The organism is Streptomyces brasiliensis (genome assembly GCF_014647875.1).
GTDB lineage: Bacteria > Actinomycetota > Actinomycetes > Streptomycetales > Streptomycetaceae > Streptomyces > Streptomyces brasiliensis.
On the sequence record NZ_BMQA01000013.1, the window covers coordinates 141,711 to 159,588 of the forward strand.

14 protein-coding genes and 3 pseudogenes are annotated in these 17,878 nt (G+C 70.3%); 7 read left to right on the forward strand and 10 right to left on the reverse strand.

All coding sequences use genetic code 11. The features are described 5' to 3' along the window. The first annotated feature begins 10 nt into the window (after positions 1 to 10). The 3 genes from IEZ19_RS21575 to IEZ19_RS21585 all read left to right on the forward strand — a co-directional run bounded on the left by IEZ19_RS21575 (position 11) and on the right by IEZ19_RS21585 (position 2,516). Positions 11 to 706 carry a type 1 glutamine amidotransferase domain-containing protein gene (locus tag IEZ19_RS21575; RefSeq protein WP_189312871.1) on the forward strand — a complete coding sequence of 232 codons (696 nt, stop codon included), beginning with the start codon at positions 11 to 13 and terminating at the stop codon, positions 704 to 706. Between the two features lie 3 nt (positions 707 to 709). After that, complete coding sequence (locus IEZ19_RS21580; RefSeq protein ID WP_189312872.1) at positions 710 to 1,300, forward strand: TetR/AcrR family transcriptional regulator; 591 nt, start codon at positions 710 to 712, stop codon at positions 1,298 to 1,300. A 283-nt stretch (positions 1,301 to 1,583) separates the two neighbouring features. Next, positions 1,584 to 2,516: a LysR family transcriptional regulator gene (locus tag IEZ19_RS21585; protein ID WP_189312873.1), complete on the forward strand. Its 933-nt coding sequence runs from the start codon at positions 1,584 to 1,586 to the stop codon at positions 2,514 to 2,516. A 172-nt stretch (positions 2,517 to 2,688) separates the two neighbouring features. Here IEZ19_RS21585 and IEZ19_RS21590 read toward each other — a convergent pair whose 3' ends face one another. After that, entirely contained in the window at positions 2,689 to 3,120 is a 432-nt protein-coding gene (locus IEZ19_RS21590) for a universal stress protein (RefSeq protein ID WP_189312874.1), read from the reverse strand. Between the two features lie 166 nt (positions 3,121 to 3,286). After that, positions 3,287 to 3,457, reverse strand: coding sequence for a hypothetical protein (locus IEZ19_RS21595; protein ID WP_189312875.1), 171 nt, complete (start codon positions 3,455 to 3,457; stop codon positions 3,287 to 3,289). A 582-nt stretch (positions 3,458 to 4,039) separates the two neighbouring features. Here IEZ19_RS21595 and IEZ19_RS21600 point away from each other — a divergent pair. Continuing rightward, positions 4,040 to 4,467 (forward strand): annotated as a pseudogene (locus IEZ19_RS21600) (DoxX family protein). A gap of 87 nt (positions 4,468 to 4,554) precedes the next feature. Beyond that, positions 4,555 to 5,694 (forward strand): PP2C family protein-serine/threonine phosphatase, encoded by a 1,140-nt coding sequence (locus IEZ19_RS21605; protein WP_229840525.1) that lies wholly within the window; start codon positions 4,555 to 4,557, stop codon positions 5,692 to 5,694. A gap of 106 nt (positions 5,695 to 5,800) precedes the next feature. Here the strand turns inward: IEZ19_RS21605 and IEZ19_RS53515 are convergent. The 6 genes and pseudogenes from IEZ19_RS53515 to IEZ19_RS21630 form a co-directional block, all read right to left on the reverse strand. Beyond that, positions 5,801 to 6,199: pseudogene (locus tag IEZ19_RS53515) on the reverse strand (DNA-3-methyladenine glycosylase family protein); the annotation flags it as partial. A gap of 82 nt (positions 6,200 to 6,281) precedes the next feature. After that, positions 6,282 to 6,824 carry a heme-binding beta-barrel domain-containing protein gene (locus IEZ19_RS21610; protein ID WP_189312877.1) on the reverse strand — a complete coding sequence of 181 codons (543 nt, stop codon included), beginning with the start codon at positions 6,822 to 6,824 and terminating at the stop codon, positions 6,282 to 6,284. Positions 6,825 to 6,884: 60 nt separating this feature from the next. Then, positions 6,885 to 7,364, reverse strand: a pseudogene (locus IEZ19_RS21615) (transposase); the annotation flags it as partial. A 54-nt stretch (positions 7,365 to 7,418) separates the two neighbouring features. Beyond that, positions 7,419 to 8,114 (reverse strand): DUF11 domain-containing protein, encoded by a 696-nt coding sequence (locus IEZ19_RS21620; RefSeq protein ID WP_189312878.1) that lies wholly within the window; start codon positions 8,112 to 8,114, stop codon positions 7,419 to 7,421. A gap of 324 nt (positions 8,115 to 8,438) precedes the next feature. Next, entirely contained in the window at positions 8,439 to 9,467 is a 1,029-nt protein-coding gene (locus IEZ19_RS21625) for a COG1361 family protein (protein ID WP_189312879.1), read from the reverse strand. A gap of 4 nt (positions 9,468 to 9,471) precedes the next feature. Next, entirely contained in the window at positions 9,472 to 9,990 is a 519-nt protein-coding gene (locus IEZ19_RS21630; protein ID WP_189312880.1) for a WxL domain-containing protein, read from the reverse strand. Between the two features lie 244 nt (positions 9,991 to 10,234). On the opposite strand from IEZ19_RS21630, the gene IEZ19_RS21635 reads away from it, so the two are divergent. After that, positions 10,235 to 10,477 (forward strand): hypothetical protein, encoded by a 243-nt coding sequence (locus tag IEZ19_RS21635; protein WP_189312881.1) that lies wholly within the window; start codon positions 10,235 to 10,237, stop codon positions 10,475 to 10,477. A gap of 169 nt (positions 10,478 to 10,646) precedes the next feature. Next, on the forward strand, positions 10,647 to 12,302 hold the full coding sequence (locus IEZ19_RS21640; protein WP_189312882.1) for a RecQ family ATP-dependent DNA helicase: 1,656 nt from the start codon (positions 10,647 to 10,649) through the stop codon (positions 12,300 to 12,302). Positions 12,303 to 12,400: 98 nt separating this feature from the next. Here IEZ19_RS21640 and IEZ19_RS21645 read toward each other — a convergent pair whose 3' ends face one another. Next, positions 12,401 to 13,549 carry a HupE/UreJ family protein gene (locus IEZ19_RS21645; protein ID WP_229840530.1) on the reverse strand — a complete coding sequence of 383 codons (1,149 nt, stop codon included), beginning with the start codon at positions 13,547 to 13,549 and terminating at the stop codon, positions 12,401 to 12,403. Positions 13,550 to 13,686: 137 nt separating this feature from the next. Further along, complete coding sequence (locus IEZ19_RS21650; RefSeq protein WP_189312883.1) at positions 13,687 to 17,586, reverse strand: metallophosphoesterase; 3,900 nt, start codon at positions 17,584 to 17,586, stop codon at positions 13,687 to 13,689. Positions 17,587 to 17,878 lie beyond the last annotated feature (292 nt).

The window sequence follows — 17,878 nt, forward strand, 5'->3', positions numbered from 1 at the left end:
GAACACGATCATGTCGAAGATCCTTTTCGTGCTGACCGGCGCCGACTTCTGGACGCTCGCCGACGGCACCAAGCACCCGACCGGCTTCTGGGCCGAGGAGGCCGTCGCCCCGTACGAGGCGTTCAAGGCCGCCGGACACGAGATCGTCGTAGCCACCCCCGGCGGCGTCGTGCCCACCGTCGACAAGGGCAGCCTCGCGCCCGAGTTCAACGGAGGACAGGAGGGCGCCGAGAAGATCGCTGCCGCGCTCGACTCGATGAACGAGCTCGAGAACCCGATCCGCCTCGAGGACGTCCGGCTCGACGACTACGACGCCGTCTTCTACCCGGGCGGCCACGGCCCCATGGAGGACCTGGCCGTCAACAGCACGTCCGGCAGGCTGCTGATCGACACGCTCGGCTCGGGCAAGCCGCTCGGCGTGGTCTGCCACGCCCCGGCCGCGCTGCTGGCCGCCGTCACCGAGGACGGCTCCAACGCCTTCGCCGGATACGAGGTGGCCGCGTTCACCAACGCGGAAGAGGCGCAGGCCGGCTTGGCCGACAAGGCCAAGTGGCTCCTCGAGACGCGGCTCGGCGATGCGGGCGTGGACGTGCAGGTGGGCGAGCCGTGGGCGCCGCACGTGGTCGTCGACCGCAACCTCGTCACCGGCCAGAACCCGGCCTCGGCCGCCCCGCTGGCGGCGGAGGTCCTCAAGAAGCTGGGCTGAGCCATGGGCGCCGACCGGCTCGACGAGGTCCTGGACGCCACGTACGACTGCCTGACCCGGTACGGCGTACGGCGCACCACGATGGACGACATCGCCTCCACCATGGGCGTCTCCCGGTCGGCGGTCTACCAGTACGTCCGCAGCAAGGACGACGCCTTCCGGCAGCTCGCCGCCCGCCTCCACGACCGGGCGCTCGCCCGGGCCCGGCTGGCGGCGGCGCAGGACGCCCCGTACGCCGTACGCATCCGGGGCGTTCTCGCCGCCAAGTTCGACCTCGTTCTCGACCTCAGCGGTCCCTCACCCCACACCGCCGGACTGCTGGACCAGAAGGCCCGGCTCTTCGGCGAGATCCGCACCGCCTTCACCCGGAACCTGCGGTGCCTGCTCGTCGGCCTGTTCGCCGAGGCCGGTACGGCCGCCGGGACGGAACCCGGCCGGGCAGCGGACATCGCGATCGCCCTGGTGACCGGACTCGAATCGGTGCACGGCGGAAGGGAGTTGCTCGCCCCGGCCACCGGCGCCCTCCTCACCGGCCTGCTGGCCACCGCGCCTCCGGCCACCGACCACAGCCTCGCGGTGGAGCCGTGTCAGTGATCGATCCAGGTGCCGGTTCCGGCGCCGTGCAGCTCAGCGGCCCCGGTGTCCGGAGCGACCCGGAGGACCCGGAGGACCCGGACGAGGCGGACCGCGCCTGCGCCGCGCCGTCGAACTCGGCGTCACCTTCATCGACACCGCCGACTCCTGCGGCCCGTTCGTCAGCGAGGGCCTGGCGCACAGAGGCGCCGCACCCGTACGCCGACGACCTGGCCATCCCTGGTTCCCGGTGGCCACCGACCGACGCCCGTGCCTCGCCATACGAATCACCTAGGCTTGCTCTGTGAGACATAGGGATTCCGATGGCCCGGGTGCGGCGGCACCCGTCTCGGATCTGAACCTCCTGCGCACCTTCCTGGCCGTGTACCGGTCCGGCTCGTTCACCGCGGCCGCCGGACTGCTCGGCCTGTCGCAGCCGACGGTGACCACCCAGATCCGTTCGCTGGAGCGGCAGACGGGACGCGAACTGTTCGAACGTCTGCCGCGCGGCGTCGCACCGACCCTGGTCGCCCACGACCTGGCCACCCGCGTGGCCGCGCCGCTCGACGCGCTCGCCGCAGCGACCGGGGTGGGGGCGGCGGCGACCGAGCGGCAGGCTCCGGTCCATCTCGCCGGTCCCGCCGAGCTGCTGTGCGCCCGCGTATTGCCCACCCTCGCCCCACTGGTCCGTGACGGCGTACGCCTGCGCGTGTCGTCGGGCCTGACCGATCCGCTCCTGGACGAACTGCGCACGGGACGCCACGACCTGGTGATCGCGACCGTCCGCCCACGCGGCAGGGCCCTGACCGCGGTACCGCTGATGGACGAGGAGTTCGTCCTGGTCGCCGCTCCATCCTGGGCGGAACGCCTCGAAGAAGGGCTTACCACGGACTGCCCGGCCGCACTGCGCCCCGTCCCACTCGTCGCATATGCCGAAGACCTGCCCATCGCCCGGCGTTACTGGCGTCACGTCTTCGGCACCCGCCTGTCCTGCCCCGCCGCCGTCACGGTCCCGGACCTGCGCGGGGTGCTCGCCGCCGTCGCCGCGGGAGCCGGCTTCACGGTGCTGCCCCGCTATCTCTGCCAGGACGAACTCGCCTCCGGGATCCTGGTCCCCCTCCACGAACCGGAGGACCCACCCATCAACACGGCGTATCTCGTCCAGCGCCCCGACAGACCCGACAACCCGGACGTCGTACGTGTCCGCGACGCGCTCCTCGCGGCCGGGCGTGCGTGATGACCGGGTCTTCGGCGCCCACGGCGTTCCGGCCGTCGTGTGGCACGTAGTTCCTGCTCGGCAGTCAGCTTCAAGCCGTGGAGTCGACGTTCAAGGCAGGGTGTTGCCGTGTCCGGCCGGGGGAGGGCGCGGTGCAGCAGGCGTCCTTCCCCGGCCGGACACTCACCCGGAGCTACTTCTGGTCGGTGTCCTCGGGGGCCAGCAGGACGGCTATGCGGCTGGCGTGGGCGACCGCGTCGCTGATGCGGGGGTTGATGAGGGCTTCGAGCGTGCCGCGGTGGTGCGGGCTGAGGACCAGGAGGTCGGCCTTGAACTCCTCCGCGGTGGTGGAGATGGTCTCGGCGATCTGGTTGGTCAGACCGCTGCCGACGGTGCCCTGGGCGTCGACGCCCGAGTCGCGCAGCGCGGCGACGGCCTCCTCGACGACCGCCTTGGCTTCCGCGTCGTCCTCCAGGGGAACGACGGCGGCGAGGGTGGCCGCGGACGCGGCGATGTGCAGCACGTTGACCTTGGCGCCGGTCAGCTTGGCGAGGTCACCGGCCAGGCGCACGGCGGAGTGGCGGGTGGGACCGGCGTCGATGGCGACGAGAATGCGGTGGAACATGAACGTCCTGTCCTTGTTTGATGTACCGACGGCATCTTCACGGAGGCCTCTTTCGAGGGCGTCCGCTCCGTGGAGGAGACGCCCCTGCGCTCGAGGGCACTGGCTGCGCGATCAAGCATCGAGATGAACAACCGGACGGTGCCGATGTGTTCCGGACAGGGTCTCGTCAGCCCGGGCGGCGCGGGGGCTGCTCAGGGATGGCCGGGGGCGTGCCGTCGCTTCCGTCGGACGGGGGTGGTGGGGGCGTCGGCTTCGAGCCGAAGAGGAATTCCTCGAACAGGTCCATCCCCAGCAGCAACGCGAGCATCAGTACCGGAACAACCAGGGCCAGAACCATGGTCGCCTCCCTGTACGGCTTGCCGCGTGTCGCGGTGACCACGTGGCGCGGAAGCAGGCACGCAGGGCAGAGGGGCCGGCGGGCGTCGTACCGGCGCCTCCTGTCGCCATCGTCACCCGGATGCCCGCGGTCCGAAACCGCACACCAGCCGCGAGCCCGTCGCGCCGGCATCACTCGACGGCCTCCCCCGCCTGGCTGGAGCGGCGTGTCCGGGTAGGGTGACACCCATGGCGCCGTCGGCGGCGGTAGGCCAGTCGGGTGAACGGGCGCTGTACGCCGACCTCGGCTCCGGTGGTCCCGGGTCGCTGTCCGTGCGCGGATGCATCGTCGAAGGATCGGGAGAACGGAGACCGCGGTTCGTGCGGGGTCCGTCGCCGGCCGGTGTCTCGGTGTCTGCCCGAGCTGGGGGTATCGCTCGTTCTCCGGCGTTCCTTCCGGATCATTGACATGCATGTGAACCGAATGTTCTCCCGTTCCGCCCGTACGTCCCCCGCCGGATCGCCTGCAGACGGCACCGCCGCGCCACCGGCGTCCGCCGCCGACTGGGGACTGCTGCTACTTCGACTGACCGTCGGCTTGCTGATGGCCGGGCACGGTGCCCAGAAACTGTTCGGCGCATTCGGCGGCAACGGCCTGACGGCGACCGGCAAGTGTTCGCCGACCTCGGTTTCCACCCGGGAAAGGTCTATGCCGTGATCGGCGGTCTGTCCGAATTCCTCGGTGGCCTCGGTCTGGCCTTCGGACTGCTCACGCCCCTCGCGGCCGCCGCCCTGATCGGCGTGATGCTCAACGCCATGGTGACCGTCTCCGGCGCGCACGGTCTGTGGGACGCCGACGGGGGAGTGGAGTACAACGTGACCATCTGCGTCGTGGCCCTGGCCGTCGCGGCCATCGGTCCGGGCCGGCTCGCCCTGGACCGGCTCTTGCCCTGGGGCAAGGGCGGCTGGGGCGAGGCGGCCGTAGCCCTCGGCCTCGGCGGTGTGGGAGCCGCGATCGCACTGAGTCTGTGACCGGTCACGGCCGTGCAGGGACGGCTGCCGGTCGGCTTACTGTTGCTCATGCGAAGGGCGTCGAGTACGTCGAGTACGGAGCAACATGTGAGCGCTGCGACCATCAGGACAGCTCTGGCACGCAAGGTGCGGGGCTTGTGCTGCACCGTGCCACAGCCGCTGTGGCTGGTCGTTCCTCTGGTGCTCGTCGTCGCCGTCCCGGTGGCCGACGCGTTCCTGCCCCCCGACATGCACATCGCGCATCTGCTGGTCGTGGGCCTTGCGCTCACCGCTGTCGGCACGGGACCGCGCATCACCGCGCTGATCGGTGGCCTGTCGGTGCTGTCCCTGATCGCCGCAGGAGCGGAACGCCGCACCCTCACCACCGAGAGCGTCCTCGTCGAGCTGTGTGCTCTGGCCGCGCTCGCCGTCTTCCTGGTGATCTTCACGTACGTACGGGACCGGCGAAGAAGCGAACTCGACAGGGCGCGCCTGGTGTCCGATGCCGCGCAGCGGGTCGTCATGCGGCCTCTCCCGGAGCAGGCCGGGCCGGTGTCGCTCGCCTCGGCGTACCGCAGCGCCGACGCCGACACCTGGATCGGCGGCGACCTCTACGCCGTGGCCCGCACCCCCGACTCCACCCGGCTGATCATCGGCGACGTCCGCGGCAAGGGCCTGGCCTCGATCAGCGACACGGCGGTCGTGCTGGGCGCGTTCCGCGCGGCGGCCCACCGCACGATGCCGCTGCAGGAGCTGGTGGCCTACGTGGAGGACGCGGTCTGCTGGGGCCTCGCCGAGTTCTCCGGGACCGACGACGACGTCGCCGAGCGCTTCGTGACCGCCCTGCTGCTGGACATCCCCGACGACAAACCGGTCGTCCATGTGATCAGTTGCGGCCATCCCCCGCCTCTCCTGCTGCACGGCACGACCGCGTCCCTGCTCCAGGTGTGCGACCCCGCCCCGCCGATCGGCCTCGGAGTGACACCCTGCTGCACGTACGTCACGACGACCTTCCCGTTCGACGCCGGCGACCGGCTGGTGCTGTACACCGACGGCGTCAGCGAGGCCCGCGACGCCGAGGGCGAGTTCTATCCGCTCGCCGAGCGTGCCATGGACTGCGCGGACCTGGCGCCGGGGTGCCTGGTCCGACGGCTTGCCGAGGACGTGCGGGAGTACGTCGGCGGCGCGCTGCACGACGACATGGCCCTGGTCGTCGTCCGGCGGGACGGGGCGCGGGGGCGCGTCTGAGCGGTCTTCGCAGTCCGCAACGCGTGAGGAACCCCTGGACCGGGGGCGTGCACCGTGCCATGTGCCAGAGATACATACAGGCCGGCGTCCGCCAGGGGCGCCACGGCTCCGCGATCTTCTCGAGTTCGGCGGGGCCCGGCGACCCCGGCAGTCCGTACGCCCTCTCCACGGCACGCCGGAGGCCGATGTCGGCGACCGGCAGCACATCGGGCCGGCGCAGGCGGAACATCAGGAAGATGTCTGCGGTCCACGCCCCGATGCCCTTCACGGCTACCAGCTGTGCGACCACCTCGGCGTCGGGCAGGTCGCGCAACCGCTCCAGTTCGAGCTCCCCGGAGACGATGTGCTCGGCGAGCGAACGCTGGGACGCCACTTTGGCTCTGGACGGACCGACCGCCTGACGCAGTTCCTCCGGATCGTCGCCGAGGAACTTCTCCGGCGTCGGAAGGGCGCCGCCCTCGCGTACCGCCGCATCGATGACCGCCCCACAGAACGCGATCGGCACGGCGCAGGTGCGCCTCGGGACTCCGCACGCTCTGCCGTGCCATGAAAAGGACCGTACGGCGGGGGTGTGCGGGCCGCACGGCTCACCGCAGGCGCCGCAGGCTCGCCGAGAGATGGTGCTGCAACGGCTGCCCGACCGCCGCGAGGTCGTGGACGAACTCGAGTGTGTCGCCGTCGGCCAGGGTATAGCGGCGGCGGGTGGCGTCGACCTCCTTGGCCGTGGGGGTGAGGGCCACCTCATGCGTGGCGAGGTCCACCGTGATGCCGTCGGCCCGGCCGACCGCGATCTCCGCGATGCCGGTGGGCTGGGTGATCAGCGCCTCCACCCTGCCCTCGGGCTGCAGCCGCCACCAGCCGCTCTCCCGGGCCGCCGGCCGCAGCGGCGCGCCGTCGGCGTCGACCAGCCAGGCCCGGGCCTCGTAGTGCAGGAAGGGCCGGCCGTCATGGCTGAAGGTGACTTCCTGCGCGTACGCGAAGTCCCCGTCGAGCGTGGGGTACCCGCCCCGTCCACGGCCGTGCCAGGTGCCCAGGAGGCCGAGCACAGGTGTGAGCAGCTCGTGCGGTGCGGGCTCCTCGTCCGGCCGGTGGGCGTCGGGGTACGGGTGCTCCGGTGCCGGATCCAACACGCTTGCGCTCCTCGGGTCGTGCCGCTGCGGGGGACAGCCTAGATGATCCATTCCAAGGGGTCAGTGATCATACGAAGTCAGCGAACGGAGGGTGTCTTGTCCGGTGTGATCGTTGTGCCAGATCACGGCGGTCAGCGCGAGTATGCGCTGTATGACGCGGGCAATGACACCGCGGGGTGTGCGTCCTCGGTGCTGTTCGAGGTCGAGCTGTCCCTTGCAGGTCTCGTTGACCGACTCGATGACCTGCCGCAATGGCTTGAACAGGGATCCGCCGGGCCGCTGCCGTTCGCCCTTGCGGGTCGGTCGTAGCAACTGGATTCCCTGCCGGGCGAGTTCTTGTCCGCAGTCACGGCCGAAGTAATTCTTGTCGCCGATCAGGGTCTGGCCGGGCCGGGCGGCGACGAGGTGCGGTTCGGCCGCGAGCAGGTCCAGCAGGGTCTCGCGCTCGTGGGCCTTGGCCCCGGTCAGGGCGAAGGCGATCGGCAGGCCCTGCACGGTGCACACCAGGTGCAGCCGCAGGCCCCAGCAGAAGCGGCTGTGGCAGAGACGGAGGACCTGCACGCCTTCCGCTACGCCCACGCGGGCTGGGTGTTGTCAGTGGTCGTGGCGATCGCAGTGGTCATGACGTCTGTGGTGGCCGTGGTGCCCGTGGTGCCTGATCGTGGTGGGGTCGGTGGCGGTGTGGGTGGTGGTGTCGCCGCCTCCGGTGACGGTGGCGGTGTTGGTGACCCGTGCACGGGCGTTGCAGGAGACGTGGACCTTCAGGGTGACGGGCGGGTAGCGGTGCCCGGCGGGCAAGACGTCGCTGCGTGTGCAGGTGAGGGTGGCCAGAGTGCAGTGCCATCCCTTGCCGGTGATCTTGTAGGCCCGAAGACCTGCGGGGAGGGTGTCGTGGACGGTGACCGTGGTGCCATTGGTCGGGCCGGCCGCGGTGCGGTTACCCACAGTGATGGTGTAAACGCCGTCCTCGCCCCGGATGAAGGTGCCCGCGTGCCTCTTGGCGATGGTCAGGGAGGGTGGAGCTGGGACGACCGTAAATGTGAGGCCGGTGCTGTCGGTGCTGTCGGTGCCGCCGGGGTCAGTGGTGGCGGTTCCACTGGGTTCGGTGTGGCCGGTGGTGGTGAAGGTGTCGTTCACAGGCACCGTCCCGTCGTCGGCCTGGGCCGCCGTCGAGGCGGTCGTCGCCGACCCGGGCACCGCTGTGGCCAGGACGATCGCCAGGACGGCCAGCCTGGCCATCATGACTGCCCCCGTCTTGCGGGTCCGCACCCTCAGCCGCAATCGGAACATGCCGCCCGTACCTCCCGTGCCGCGGCTTGCTCCAGCCCGCCCTCTCCCATGCCTGAACACCGACATCTCCGCTTCCAAACCGTCGATAACAAGCCGTAGATGCTCATCTTTACGCTTCCGCGAGTGGGCTCGCGCATACGACACGACGGTGATCGCGGCGAGCACACGAGACTCGACAAACACAGCGGGTGGGCGAGTGGTGCGCCGAGGTCGGAGCGCCGGCAAGGGTGCCGACGGCGCAAAAGGAGCGGTGACGCGCTCGATGACGACGTCATGCGTCACCCACCGAGCAGATCAGCCGGCTGCGGGGCTCGGTCGGAGTGGTCACCGGCGGCGCCGGAGGAATTTGGAGAGCGGAAGGCACAGAGCGGTGAGGGCGAGGGCTGAGAGCCCGGCGACCACAGGGGTGGGGAAGTGCTCTTGCTGGGCGGCCGACGCGGCGACTGCTCCGGCGCTACTGGGAGTCGTCGGGAAGGTGATGGTGGCGCGCGTGGTGTGCGCGACCAGGCCGCTTTTGAGTGTGAGCGCCACGGTCCACGGGCCGTCCGGCAGCCGTGCGTCCAGCGGGACGACCACCTCCCCAAGGTCGCCCGGAGCCAGTGTGGTGCCCGTCTTGACCGAGAACGGTCCAGCGCGCAGTCCAGCAGGCCCGTCGAAAAGGGAGAGTGCCCCGCTGATGTCCAGGGCACGGCCCCCCGTGTTGTGGATCCGGGCGCGAACCTCCCCCCGCCCGTCGCGGGCTCGGGTCGTGTAGAGCCGCTCGATCTTGAAGTCCGAGGGTGGCTCACCACCGGGACCGACGTCGATGTACATGCGGACGCCCACCCGGCCCAGCATCGTCAGATTGTGCGAGCGGTCCGTGCCGGTGCCCGTCTGCGCCCAGATGACGCCGTATCGCTCCCCGGCGGCGGCGTCCCTGGGCACCCGGATGGTGGTGCGTACCCGCGCCGTTTCGGAGGCTGCCAGCTCAAGGTCCGCCGTATTGAGTGACGTCCAGCCGGTCAGCTCGTTGGGGGTGCGCTGCGGCGCGAAGGTGAACTTACCCTTCGCGATGGTGGCTGCCGCGGCGTAGACGTTGACGTGCATCGGTGTGGACGACTCGTTGGTGACCTCCACCCGCCGCTCGATGGTCGAGCCGGGCGCGAGGTGGTCGACGATGTAGGCCTGCGCCCTGGGATCGGCACGGCGGCTTTCCGGAGCGTCGAGCAGCTTGATACCGATGGTCCTGCCCGCAGCAGGGTGCCGGCCGGAGGGCGCCCCGGGCGCTCCGTGTCCCGCTGCCGGCATCACCCCGGCCGCCTGCACGAACGCCAGCGCCAGCAGCAGAACCCAGTACCGGCGCGCACCCTTCATTCCGTCAGGCAACGGACTGGGTCAGCGTTCCGGTGTAGGTCCCGCCGACGGTGCCGGCGGGCACGTGAACGGCGACGGTCGGGTTCCAGCTCGCGGTGTTGTCTCCGACCCCGTCGGTCCCGGTGACTACCGTCTGCGCGGAGTTGCTCAGCGTCACGGACGTTCCGGTGGCGGTGATGGTACCGGTCGTCGTAATCGTCCCGGGATCGTAGGTAGCGTCGGTGGCGGGGATCGTCGGCGCACCGTCGTTCGTGAAGTCCGTCTCCGCCGCGGTTACCGTCCAGGAGGCCGAGAGGAGGGCGCGATCGTCGGTGACGGTCACGGGGCCGATCGGCGCGCTGATCGTGGTGCCGGGCGCTCCCGAGCCGAGGTTGGCGCTGGCCGGTACCGACAGCGTCAATGCGCCGGACGTGACGGTGTACGTGACTGTGGTGCTGGGGTCGTCCGCCGCGACGGCGAGGCCCTGCTGGGCCAGGACGAGAGCAGCGGCTGCGGCCGCGACAGATAGGCTTCGTGCGCGCACGATAAGATAACTCCCGAGGTAGCCGCCCGCCAGCGGAGATGCTGGCTGACAGCGGACAGGCTGGTTGACGTGACGCAGACCATCGGGCGCGGCCTGTTCACACAAGCCGACGCGCGCCGCACTCCGCCAAACGAATGACCACATTTCAGCCGGAGCGAAGTTCAGCCCGCCTCGCCGGCACCCTCAGATCTCCTGGCCGCGATGCAGCGAACGGCATCGCAAACTGACCCGCGACAAGCTCGACATGATCCTCGACGCGGTCAACTGCCTCGCCCTCGACTTCCATCCGATCGCCAACGCCCCGCAGCTCATCGCCCAGGAGGTCGCCGACGCCTACGGCGACGATGAGGACGGCCTCGACCCGGCCCGCACCGCCCTCGCCGACACGATCGCCGCCGGGCCCCGGCTGCGCGCCCTCGCGGTCGTCGAAGCCGCCGTCACCGCCGTGCGCGGCAGCGCCGGCACGTACGGCGGGGTCTGCGGATAGCCTTCCGGCGAGTCCGCCCAGGTCTCCTGCCGTCCGAGCGCGGGTCACCTGCTTCTCTTCGACCAGCAGTTGTGTCGCGCGGCTTGCCACTCCTGCGGAGAAACGATCGGAGGCGTGTTCATGACGACGTCCTCCTTCCGGCTCGGAACGTTTGAGTACATTGTCGCGTATGCCTGAATCTCGCCTGACGGTCGCGGAGGTCGCTGACTCACTGTTCGACTTCACGCTGCGGCCCTCCCAGCGGCAGGCCGTCGGCGCGGTCGTCGCGGGCCGCGATGCGTTGGCGGTCCTGCCGACGGGCAGCGGGAAGAGCGCGATCTACCAGGTGGCCGGTCTGTCGCTCGGCGGCCTCACGCTGGTCGTCTCGCCCTTGATCGCCTTGCAGCGGGACCAGATCCGCTCGCTCGCCGGACGCCGTTACGGCAGCGGCCGCACCGTCGGAGCCGCGCTGCTGAACTCCGCGCAGAAGGGGCACGAACGGCAGGACACCCTGTCGCGTATCTCCCGGGGCGACCTCGATTTCCTGCTCGTCGGGCCCGAACAGCTCACGAACTCCGAGACCCGGGCCGCGGTGCGGTGCGGCGCCCGGGGCATCGGTCTGTTCGTCGTCGACGAGGCGCATCTGGTGAGCGAGTGGGGTCAGGAGTTCCGGCCCGAGTATCTGCGGCTGACGGACGCCGTGACCGAGTTCGGCAGGCCACCGGTCCTCGCGCTGACCGCCACGGCCTCACCGGCCGTCCAGGCGGACATCACGCGCCGCCTGGACATGCGGTCGGCCGAGGTGGTGGTCGCGGACTTCGACCGGCCGAACATCTCGTTGGCCGTACGACGGACGCAGCCGAGCGAGCCCGAGGCGCGCGCTCTCGACGACCGGTGCGTCGACGTGCTGATCCAGCAGGACACCCCCGCCCTCGTCTACGCGCTCACCCGCGCGCGCTGCGCGTCCCTGGCCGGCCGGCTGCGCCTCGACGCCTTCGAAGTGGCTCCCTACCACGCGGGCATGGCGGCACGGGAGCGGTCGGAGGTGCAAGACGCGTTCTTCTCGGGGCGGCTCGACGTCGTGGTCGCGACCAGCGCGTTCGGTCTGGGCATCGACAAGCCGGACATCCGCAGCGTGGTGCATGCCGGTGTGCCCGGCAGCATCGACGACTACTACCAGGAGATCGGGCGGGCGGGCCGCGACGGCGAGCCGGCTGCCGCGGTCCTCGTGCACGATCCCCGCACCATCCGGATTCCCCGCAGCCTCGCGGCCCGTACGCATCTCGGCGAGGAGACGCTCCACGACGTCGTCGACGCCCTCGAGAACGCGGGGTGCCGCATCGAGGTCGCGGACCTGGTGCGGTCCGCCGAGGCATCGGCGCGTGCCGTCGACCGGGTGGTCAACGAGCTGGCGGAGCTCGGGTTCATCGGGCTCAGCGGATCCGGTGCGCACCGAGTCGTCGAGCCGGCGCGGCATCCGGCCCCGGCGGACCTGACCCGCCAGCTCGTGGAGAAGGACGCGCGACGACAGGCGGTCCTGGCCAGTCGGCTCGACGCGGCACGTCAGTACGCGGAGAGTGCGCGGTGCCGTCGTGCCGAGCTGCTGTCGTACTTCGGTGAGGACTACGCGCCGCCCTGCGGGAACTGCGACAACGACCATGAGGCGCGGGCCGCGTCGGCACCGCGTCCGACGGTCTCCGGCGGTGTTCCGGTGCGCCATCGGCTCTGGGGAGAGGGCCGCCTGCTGAGCCGGGACGACCACGAGCTCCTCGTGTACTTCACCAGCGTCGGATACCGGCACCTGACCGCCTCGACACTGGAGTCCGGAATCCTGCAACGGCGTTGAGCCGCGGGTGCTCTGCCGTCGCGGCGCCGCTGTCACCGTACCGACGAGAGGGCGATCGCACGAGGACTTCCAGGTCCGCCCTGCTGCGGGGCTTCACGTCACGCCACGACGGCCAGCCGGTCGACGAACCAGTACAGGCTGACGACCACGATCGGCGCGGTGAGCGCGGGCAGGACCCACCGGTGTGCGGGCATCCGGCGCAGGAGCGCCAGCAACGGGAACACCGCGGCGATGATGGCCAGTTGCACCACCTCGATGCCGACGTTGAAGCTCAGCAGCGACAGCAGCAGTTCCCACGACCAGCTCTTGTCGATGCCGAGCGCTCCCGCGAAGCCCAGGCCGTGGACGAGACCGAACAGGAACACCACCGGCAGCCGCCAGTGCCCGGAACCCTCGCGGTCGCGCAGGACGATGCCCGCGACGGCCACGACGGCGATGGAGGCGGCGATGACCGGCTCGACGACCGCTCCGGGCACGTGCACCACGCCGGCGGCCGCCAGCAGGAAGGTGACGCTGTGCGCGGCGGTGAACGCGGTCGCCGTACGGACGACGTTGCGCAGGGTGCGGGCGCCGATGAGCAGCGACAGCAGGAAGAGAATGTGGTCCAGGCCGAACAGGAGGTGCTCGGTGCCGAGCAGGAAGAACTCAGCGATCTGGTGGGACTCGTGGTGCCCGGCGGTCTGCAGGGTCGGTGCAGCGGCGGTCAGGACCTGGGAGCCCCGCTGTCCGCCGATGTCGTAGTGGACGATGGTCTGCGTGCTGTGGACGAAGCTCTCCGCGTCGGGGAAGAGCGCACTGGAGATCGTGTAGCTGCCGTCGGCGCCGCCCGGGCAGGCGTAGGCCAGGGTGAGGACGGCGAACGGCCGGGTGCCGCGGGTGCGGACGCCCGCCTCGCCGGCCGGGCGGGGTGCGCAGGCCGAGCCGTCGTGACCGACGGCGAAGCGTCCGGAGACGTACTCGGTGACCGCGTCCGCGTTCTTCTCGAGCTGGTGCAGCTGCTCGGAGCGGGCCTTGGCGCCGTACGCCTCGGCATAGAGCCAGGCGGACTTCATGAGCAGGTCGTACTCGAGGTCGAGGGTCGCCTCGACCCGTGTCCCGGTGCCCCGCACGTCGACGTACGCGGTCGAGGTCGCGTCGTGCGCGGCGGCCGGCGCCGGACGCGCGAGGCCGGCGGCGAACAGGGCCACCAGGGCCATGACGACGGTCAGGAGCGCGGCGCGCAACCGGCGCCGGGGCGTGGGACGCATACGGATCTCGGCTCTCTTCTCGTGGACCGGGCGGCGGACAGCGGCGGCCGGCCGCCCGGTCCAGGACGGGGATGGGCCGCCGCCCCGGACCGGTCGGGTCCGGGACGGCGGGCGAGGGGGCGGGTGCTACCGGCGGGTCAGCCGGTCTCCGCCGGGTCGTCGGACGAGGTGAACCACGAGTACTCGGACGCGTCCGGACCCCAGGTGCCGGGGCGGCCCTGCGCGTCCTTGGTCACGAAGACGCTCGGCTCGGAGGCGGTCACGCCGCCGCCGGTGGAGCGCGCCGTCACGAACCACGCGTGGGTCGTGCCCGGCTTGAGGTTCCGCCAGGTCACCGAGGCCGTCCCACCGGAGTCGACCGTGGCCTTGCCGACGACGCTCACCGGGTTGTAGAGCGCCAGCGAGTCGGTCTTGAAGGTCGTCTTGCGGCTGCCGAGGTCGACCGGCAGCACCATGTTGTCCTCGTTGCCGTTGTAGCGGTGGTCCGTGTCGTACTCGGTGGCACCGAACTCGTCGAGCAGCGGCGAGTAGGTGTCCACGGTCAACTCGGAGCGCTTCACGTTGAATTGCAGCATCCGGAAAAAGCTCGCACCGAACTGCAGCTGGTCGTCGGGCTGGTAGCCGCCGATCTCGGTGAGTCCGAGCCGGTCCGCGGAGACCGTGTAGAACTGGTAGTCCGCGAGGAGTTCGACGACGTCGTGCGCGACCTTGCCGACCTTGGGCTTCACATTGGTGCCCACGCCGTGCTCGTGACCGGCGAGGATCAGGAACACGTTCGGGTTGTCCTGGACCACCTTCTTGTACAGCATCGAGCCGTCGGGCGCGGAGAACGGGGCGCCGCGTCCGTCGGGGTTGCCGCTCGGCGCGAGGTAGTCGTGCGAGAGCAGGATGCCGTTGCGGTCGGGGAACCGCTTGAAGATCGAGTCGGCCCATTCGGCCTCCTCGCGCGTCACCCCGTACGACAGGCCGACCACGACGAAGTCCAGGCCACCGGCCGAGAACAGGTCGTAGTGGTTCTGGTTGTCGCCCGCACGCCACGGGCCGCCGTACTCGGCGTGCTTCCAGCCCTTGGAGAGCGCCTGGTAGCGGTCGGGGCCGTAGTACTGGTTGTAGATCGCGCCCGGCCCGTTCTCGGTGCCCGACTGGTTGTCGTGGTTGCCCGCGATCACACCGTTCGGCACACCCGCGTCGTCGATGATCTTCTGCTGCTCCGAGGACACCTCCAGCTCCCCGACGACCTGACGCTGTGTCGCCTCGTCGGCGGGTTTGCGGATGTTGTTCTCGATGAGGTCGCCGGTGTGGGCGACGTACGCGATCTTCCGCTTGTCCTTGTTGGCGGCGATCCAGCGCGACACATCGCCGTACGCCTTCTCCCAGACCGCGCGCTCCTCGGGCGTCTCCTGCTCGACCGCGCCCTCGGAGAGGTACTGCGTGTCGGTGTAGTGGACGATCGAGAAGTCGTACGACTCGGGATCGGCGAACCGGTTCGGGTCACCGGGGTCGATGTCGTCGGCGAACGGGTCCTCACCGGTGACCATGACGTGGACCTGCTGGTGGTCGACGTACGCGCGGTCCACGACGGCGGTCAGGACGGTGTTGCCCTCGGCGGCGCCGCGGGCGCTGGTCAGGACGTCCCACTTCTCCGTGCCGGTGTTCCAGACGCGCAGCGCGGCGAGCCGTTCGGGGTCGATGACGCCCTCCCAGCGCAGCACCGGCGCTTCGACGTGGCCCTTCACCTGGACGTCGAACCGCTGGAACGTGACGTCCTTGCCGGCCGGGGCGTCGAGGGTCGCGCCGTCAGCGGGAGCGAGGCCGGCGGCCTTCACTTTCTTCTCGCCCTGGACGCGCAGTGTGGTGGGAACGGACGTGGCAGTGCCCTCGTACACCTGGTTCGGGGTCAGGATCTCGGCCTCGGAGAACGTGGCGTCCACCTCGCCGCCGTCGGGCTCGGCCACCTTCGCCGACAGCCTGACGTCGCCGCCCGCGTCGTTGGTGCCGGACTTGGGAGTGAGGTCGGCGGGGACGTCGGGGATGCCGGCGGAGGTGAACGACACCTCGCGGGTGCCGGTGTTGCCGAGTCCGTCGGTGCCGGACACCGTGAGCTTGTGCTCACCCGCCGACAGGCCGGGGCCCACCGCGATGCCGAGCTGGACGGGCTTGCCGTCGAGCTCGACGGCAGGACCGTTCACGACGCCGGAGAGGTCGTCGAGCCGGACGTCGAGGACCACCGAGGCGGTGATCTTCTGCCCGGCGGCGGGGACGCTGGAGGCCACCTCGGGCGCGGAGTTGTCGGTGACCAGGACGCGGGTCGCGGTCTCGCCGGTCTTCGACGTCGCGGCCAGCGTGTGCTTGCCGTCGTCGATCTTCGCGGTGGCGAGGTCGGCGCGCAGGCCCTGGGCCGGGCCCTCGACGAAGAACTCGAGATCGATCTCGGTCAGCGGGTTGACGTTGTCGCCGCAGTTGCCGTCGCCCAGGCTGTAGGAGCCCTTGAGCATCCGGCCGGCGGCGGTGCCGTTCGCCGGAGTCAGCGTGATGTCGGAGACGGCGAAGTCGTCGTGGTTGTCGCCGCACGACGTCGGGAAGGTGCCGGTGACGAGGTCGACCGTGTTCCAGCCGGGGACCAGCCACTCGTTCGGGAACGTCAGATCGACCTTCTGGCTGACGAAGTCGCCGTCGAGGACGTGCTTCTGACCGTTCACCAGAAGGTAGTTCTGGTAGCGGGCCTCGATCGAGTTGCTGCCCACGGTGAAGCCGAGGGTCGCGTTGCCGGAGCCGAGAGTGTCGGAGACGGGCACGGCCGGGGCGTCGATCGTGTAGCGCAGGTCCACCTCGCGCAGGCGGGTGGTGCTGCTGCCGCAGCTGCCGTCGCCCATGGGGTACGAGTCCGCGATGTCGTGGCCGGTCACGGTGCCGCTGTCGAGCCCGAGCGCGAGTCCCGAGATGTCGAAGTCGTCGCGGTTGTTGCCGCAGCTCTCCTTGTACGGGCTGGTCACCACCTTGATGACGTTGTCACCGGGGACCAGGAAGCGCGCCGGGACCGCGATGTCGACGCGCTGGCTGACCCAGGTGCCGCCCAGGTCGATGCGCTTGCCGTTGACGAGCAGGTAGTTGTCGTACCGGTCGTCGATGGAGTTCGAACCGACGTCGAAGGCGAACGTCGCCGCGCCGTTGCCCAGGTGCGGGTCGGTGACGGGCGCGTCGCCGTCCACGGTCAGCGACTCGAGCTCGCCCTCGGTCCCCGCCGGGAAGCTCGCGAACACCGGCTGACGGCCCTTCACCAGCGTGCCGTCCTTGGGCAGCAACCGGGGTGCGCCCGCCGGGGCGTTGTTCACCGTCACCTTGTTCGTGACGGTCTTGCCGGAGGTGGTCGTCGCGGTGAGGGCGTGCTCGCCGTTGGCGAGCTTCGTGGTGTCCAGGTCGCCCTTGAGACCGGTGGTGCCCTGCGGGTCGCCCAGGACGAAGAAGCTGAGCGTGGCCTTCGTCAGCAGCGAGGTGTTGGTGCCGCAGCTGCCGTCCCCGAAGGAGTAGGTGTACTCGTTCTCCTCGCCGTCGGCGACCTCGCCGAGCAGCTCCAGGCTGATGTCGGACAGCACGAAGTCGTCGTAGTTGGTGCCGCACGAGCTGTCGACCGTGCCGGCGAAGATCTCGACCCGGTTCTCGCCCTTGAGCAGCTTGTCGTTCGGGATCTCGATCGTGCCGCGCTGGTTGACGAGGTCGCCGATGTCGGCCCGGTAATCCCCGTTGAACAGCACGTAGTTGTGGTAGCGGGCCTCTGTCGAGTTCGACCCCACGTCGAACGTCAGCCGGGAGGTCCCGACCGTGCGCTCGGCGTCGATCGCCTTTCCGTCGACCGCGAGTCGCGTCACGGAGTCATCGGTGAGTGTCGGCGTGGCGACGGCCTTCTCCGTGCCCTCCAGATAGGTCCCGTCACCGGGGACGAGGGTCGGCAGACTCGTCGAGTCCGCCGAGTCGCTCTCCGCCGACGTCGATTGCCCGGGACCGTTGTCGGCGTACGCCGTGGTCAGGTTCCCGCTCACCAGGAGCAGTGCCGTGAGGACCGCTCCCGTGAGCTGTCGTCCGCCCGGTCCGCCGCTCCGCCGTCTTCGCTGCCACGCAGGCCACATCGGCAACAGCCCTTCCTGATCGTTTACAAGGTGATGGGCATGCCACAAGGAACGCGAGGCATGCCCATGACTGATTCTTTGCAATTCAGATGAACGCAGCCGCATCACACCTCGACCATCAGGGAAACGATCTCCTCAACTCCGCCACCGGAACATGCGGTTGATCGTTGCCGAGGGTGGAGTGGCGCGACGGCGGTCCCGGGGG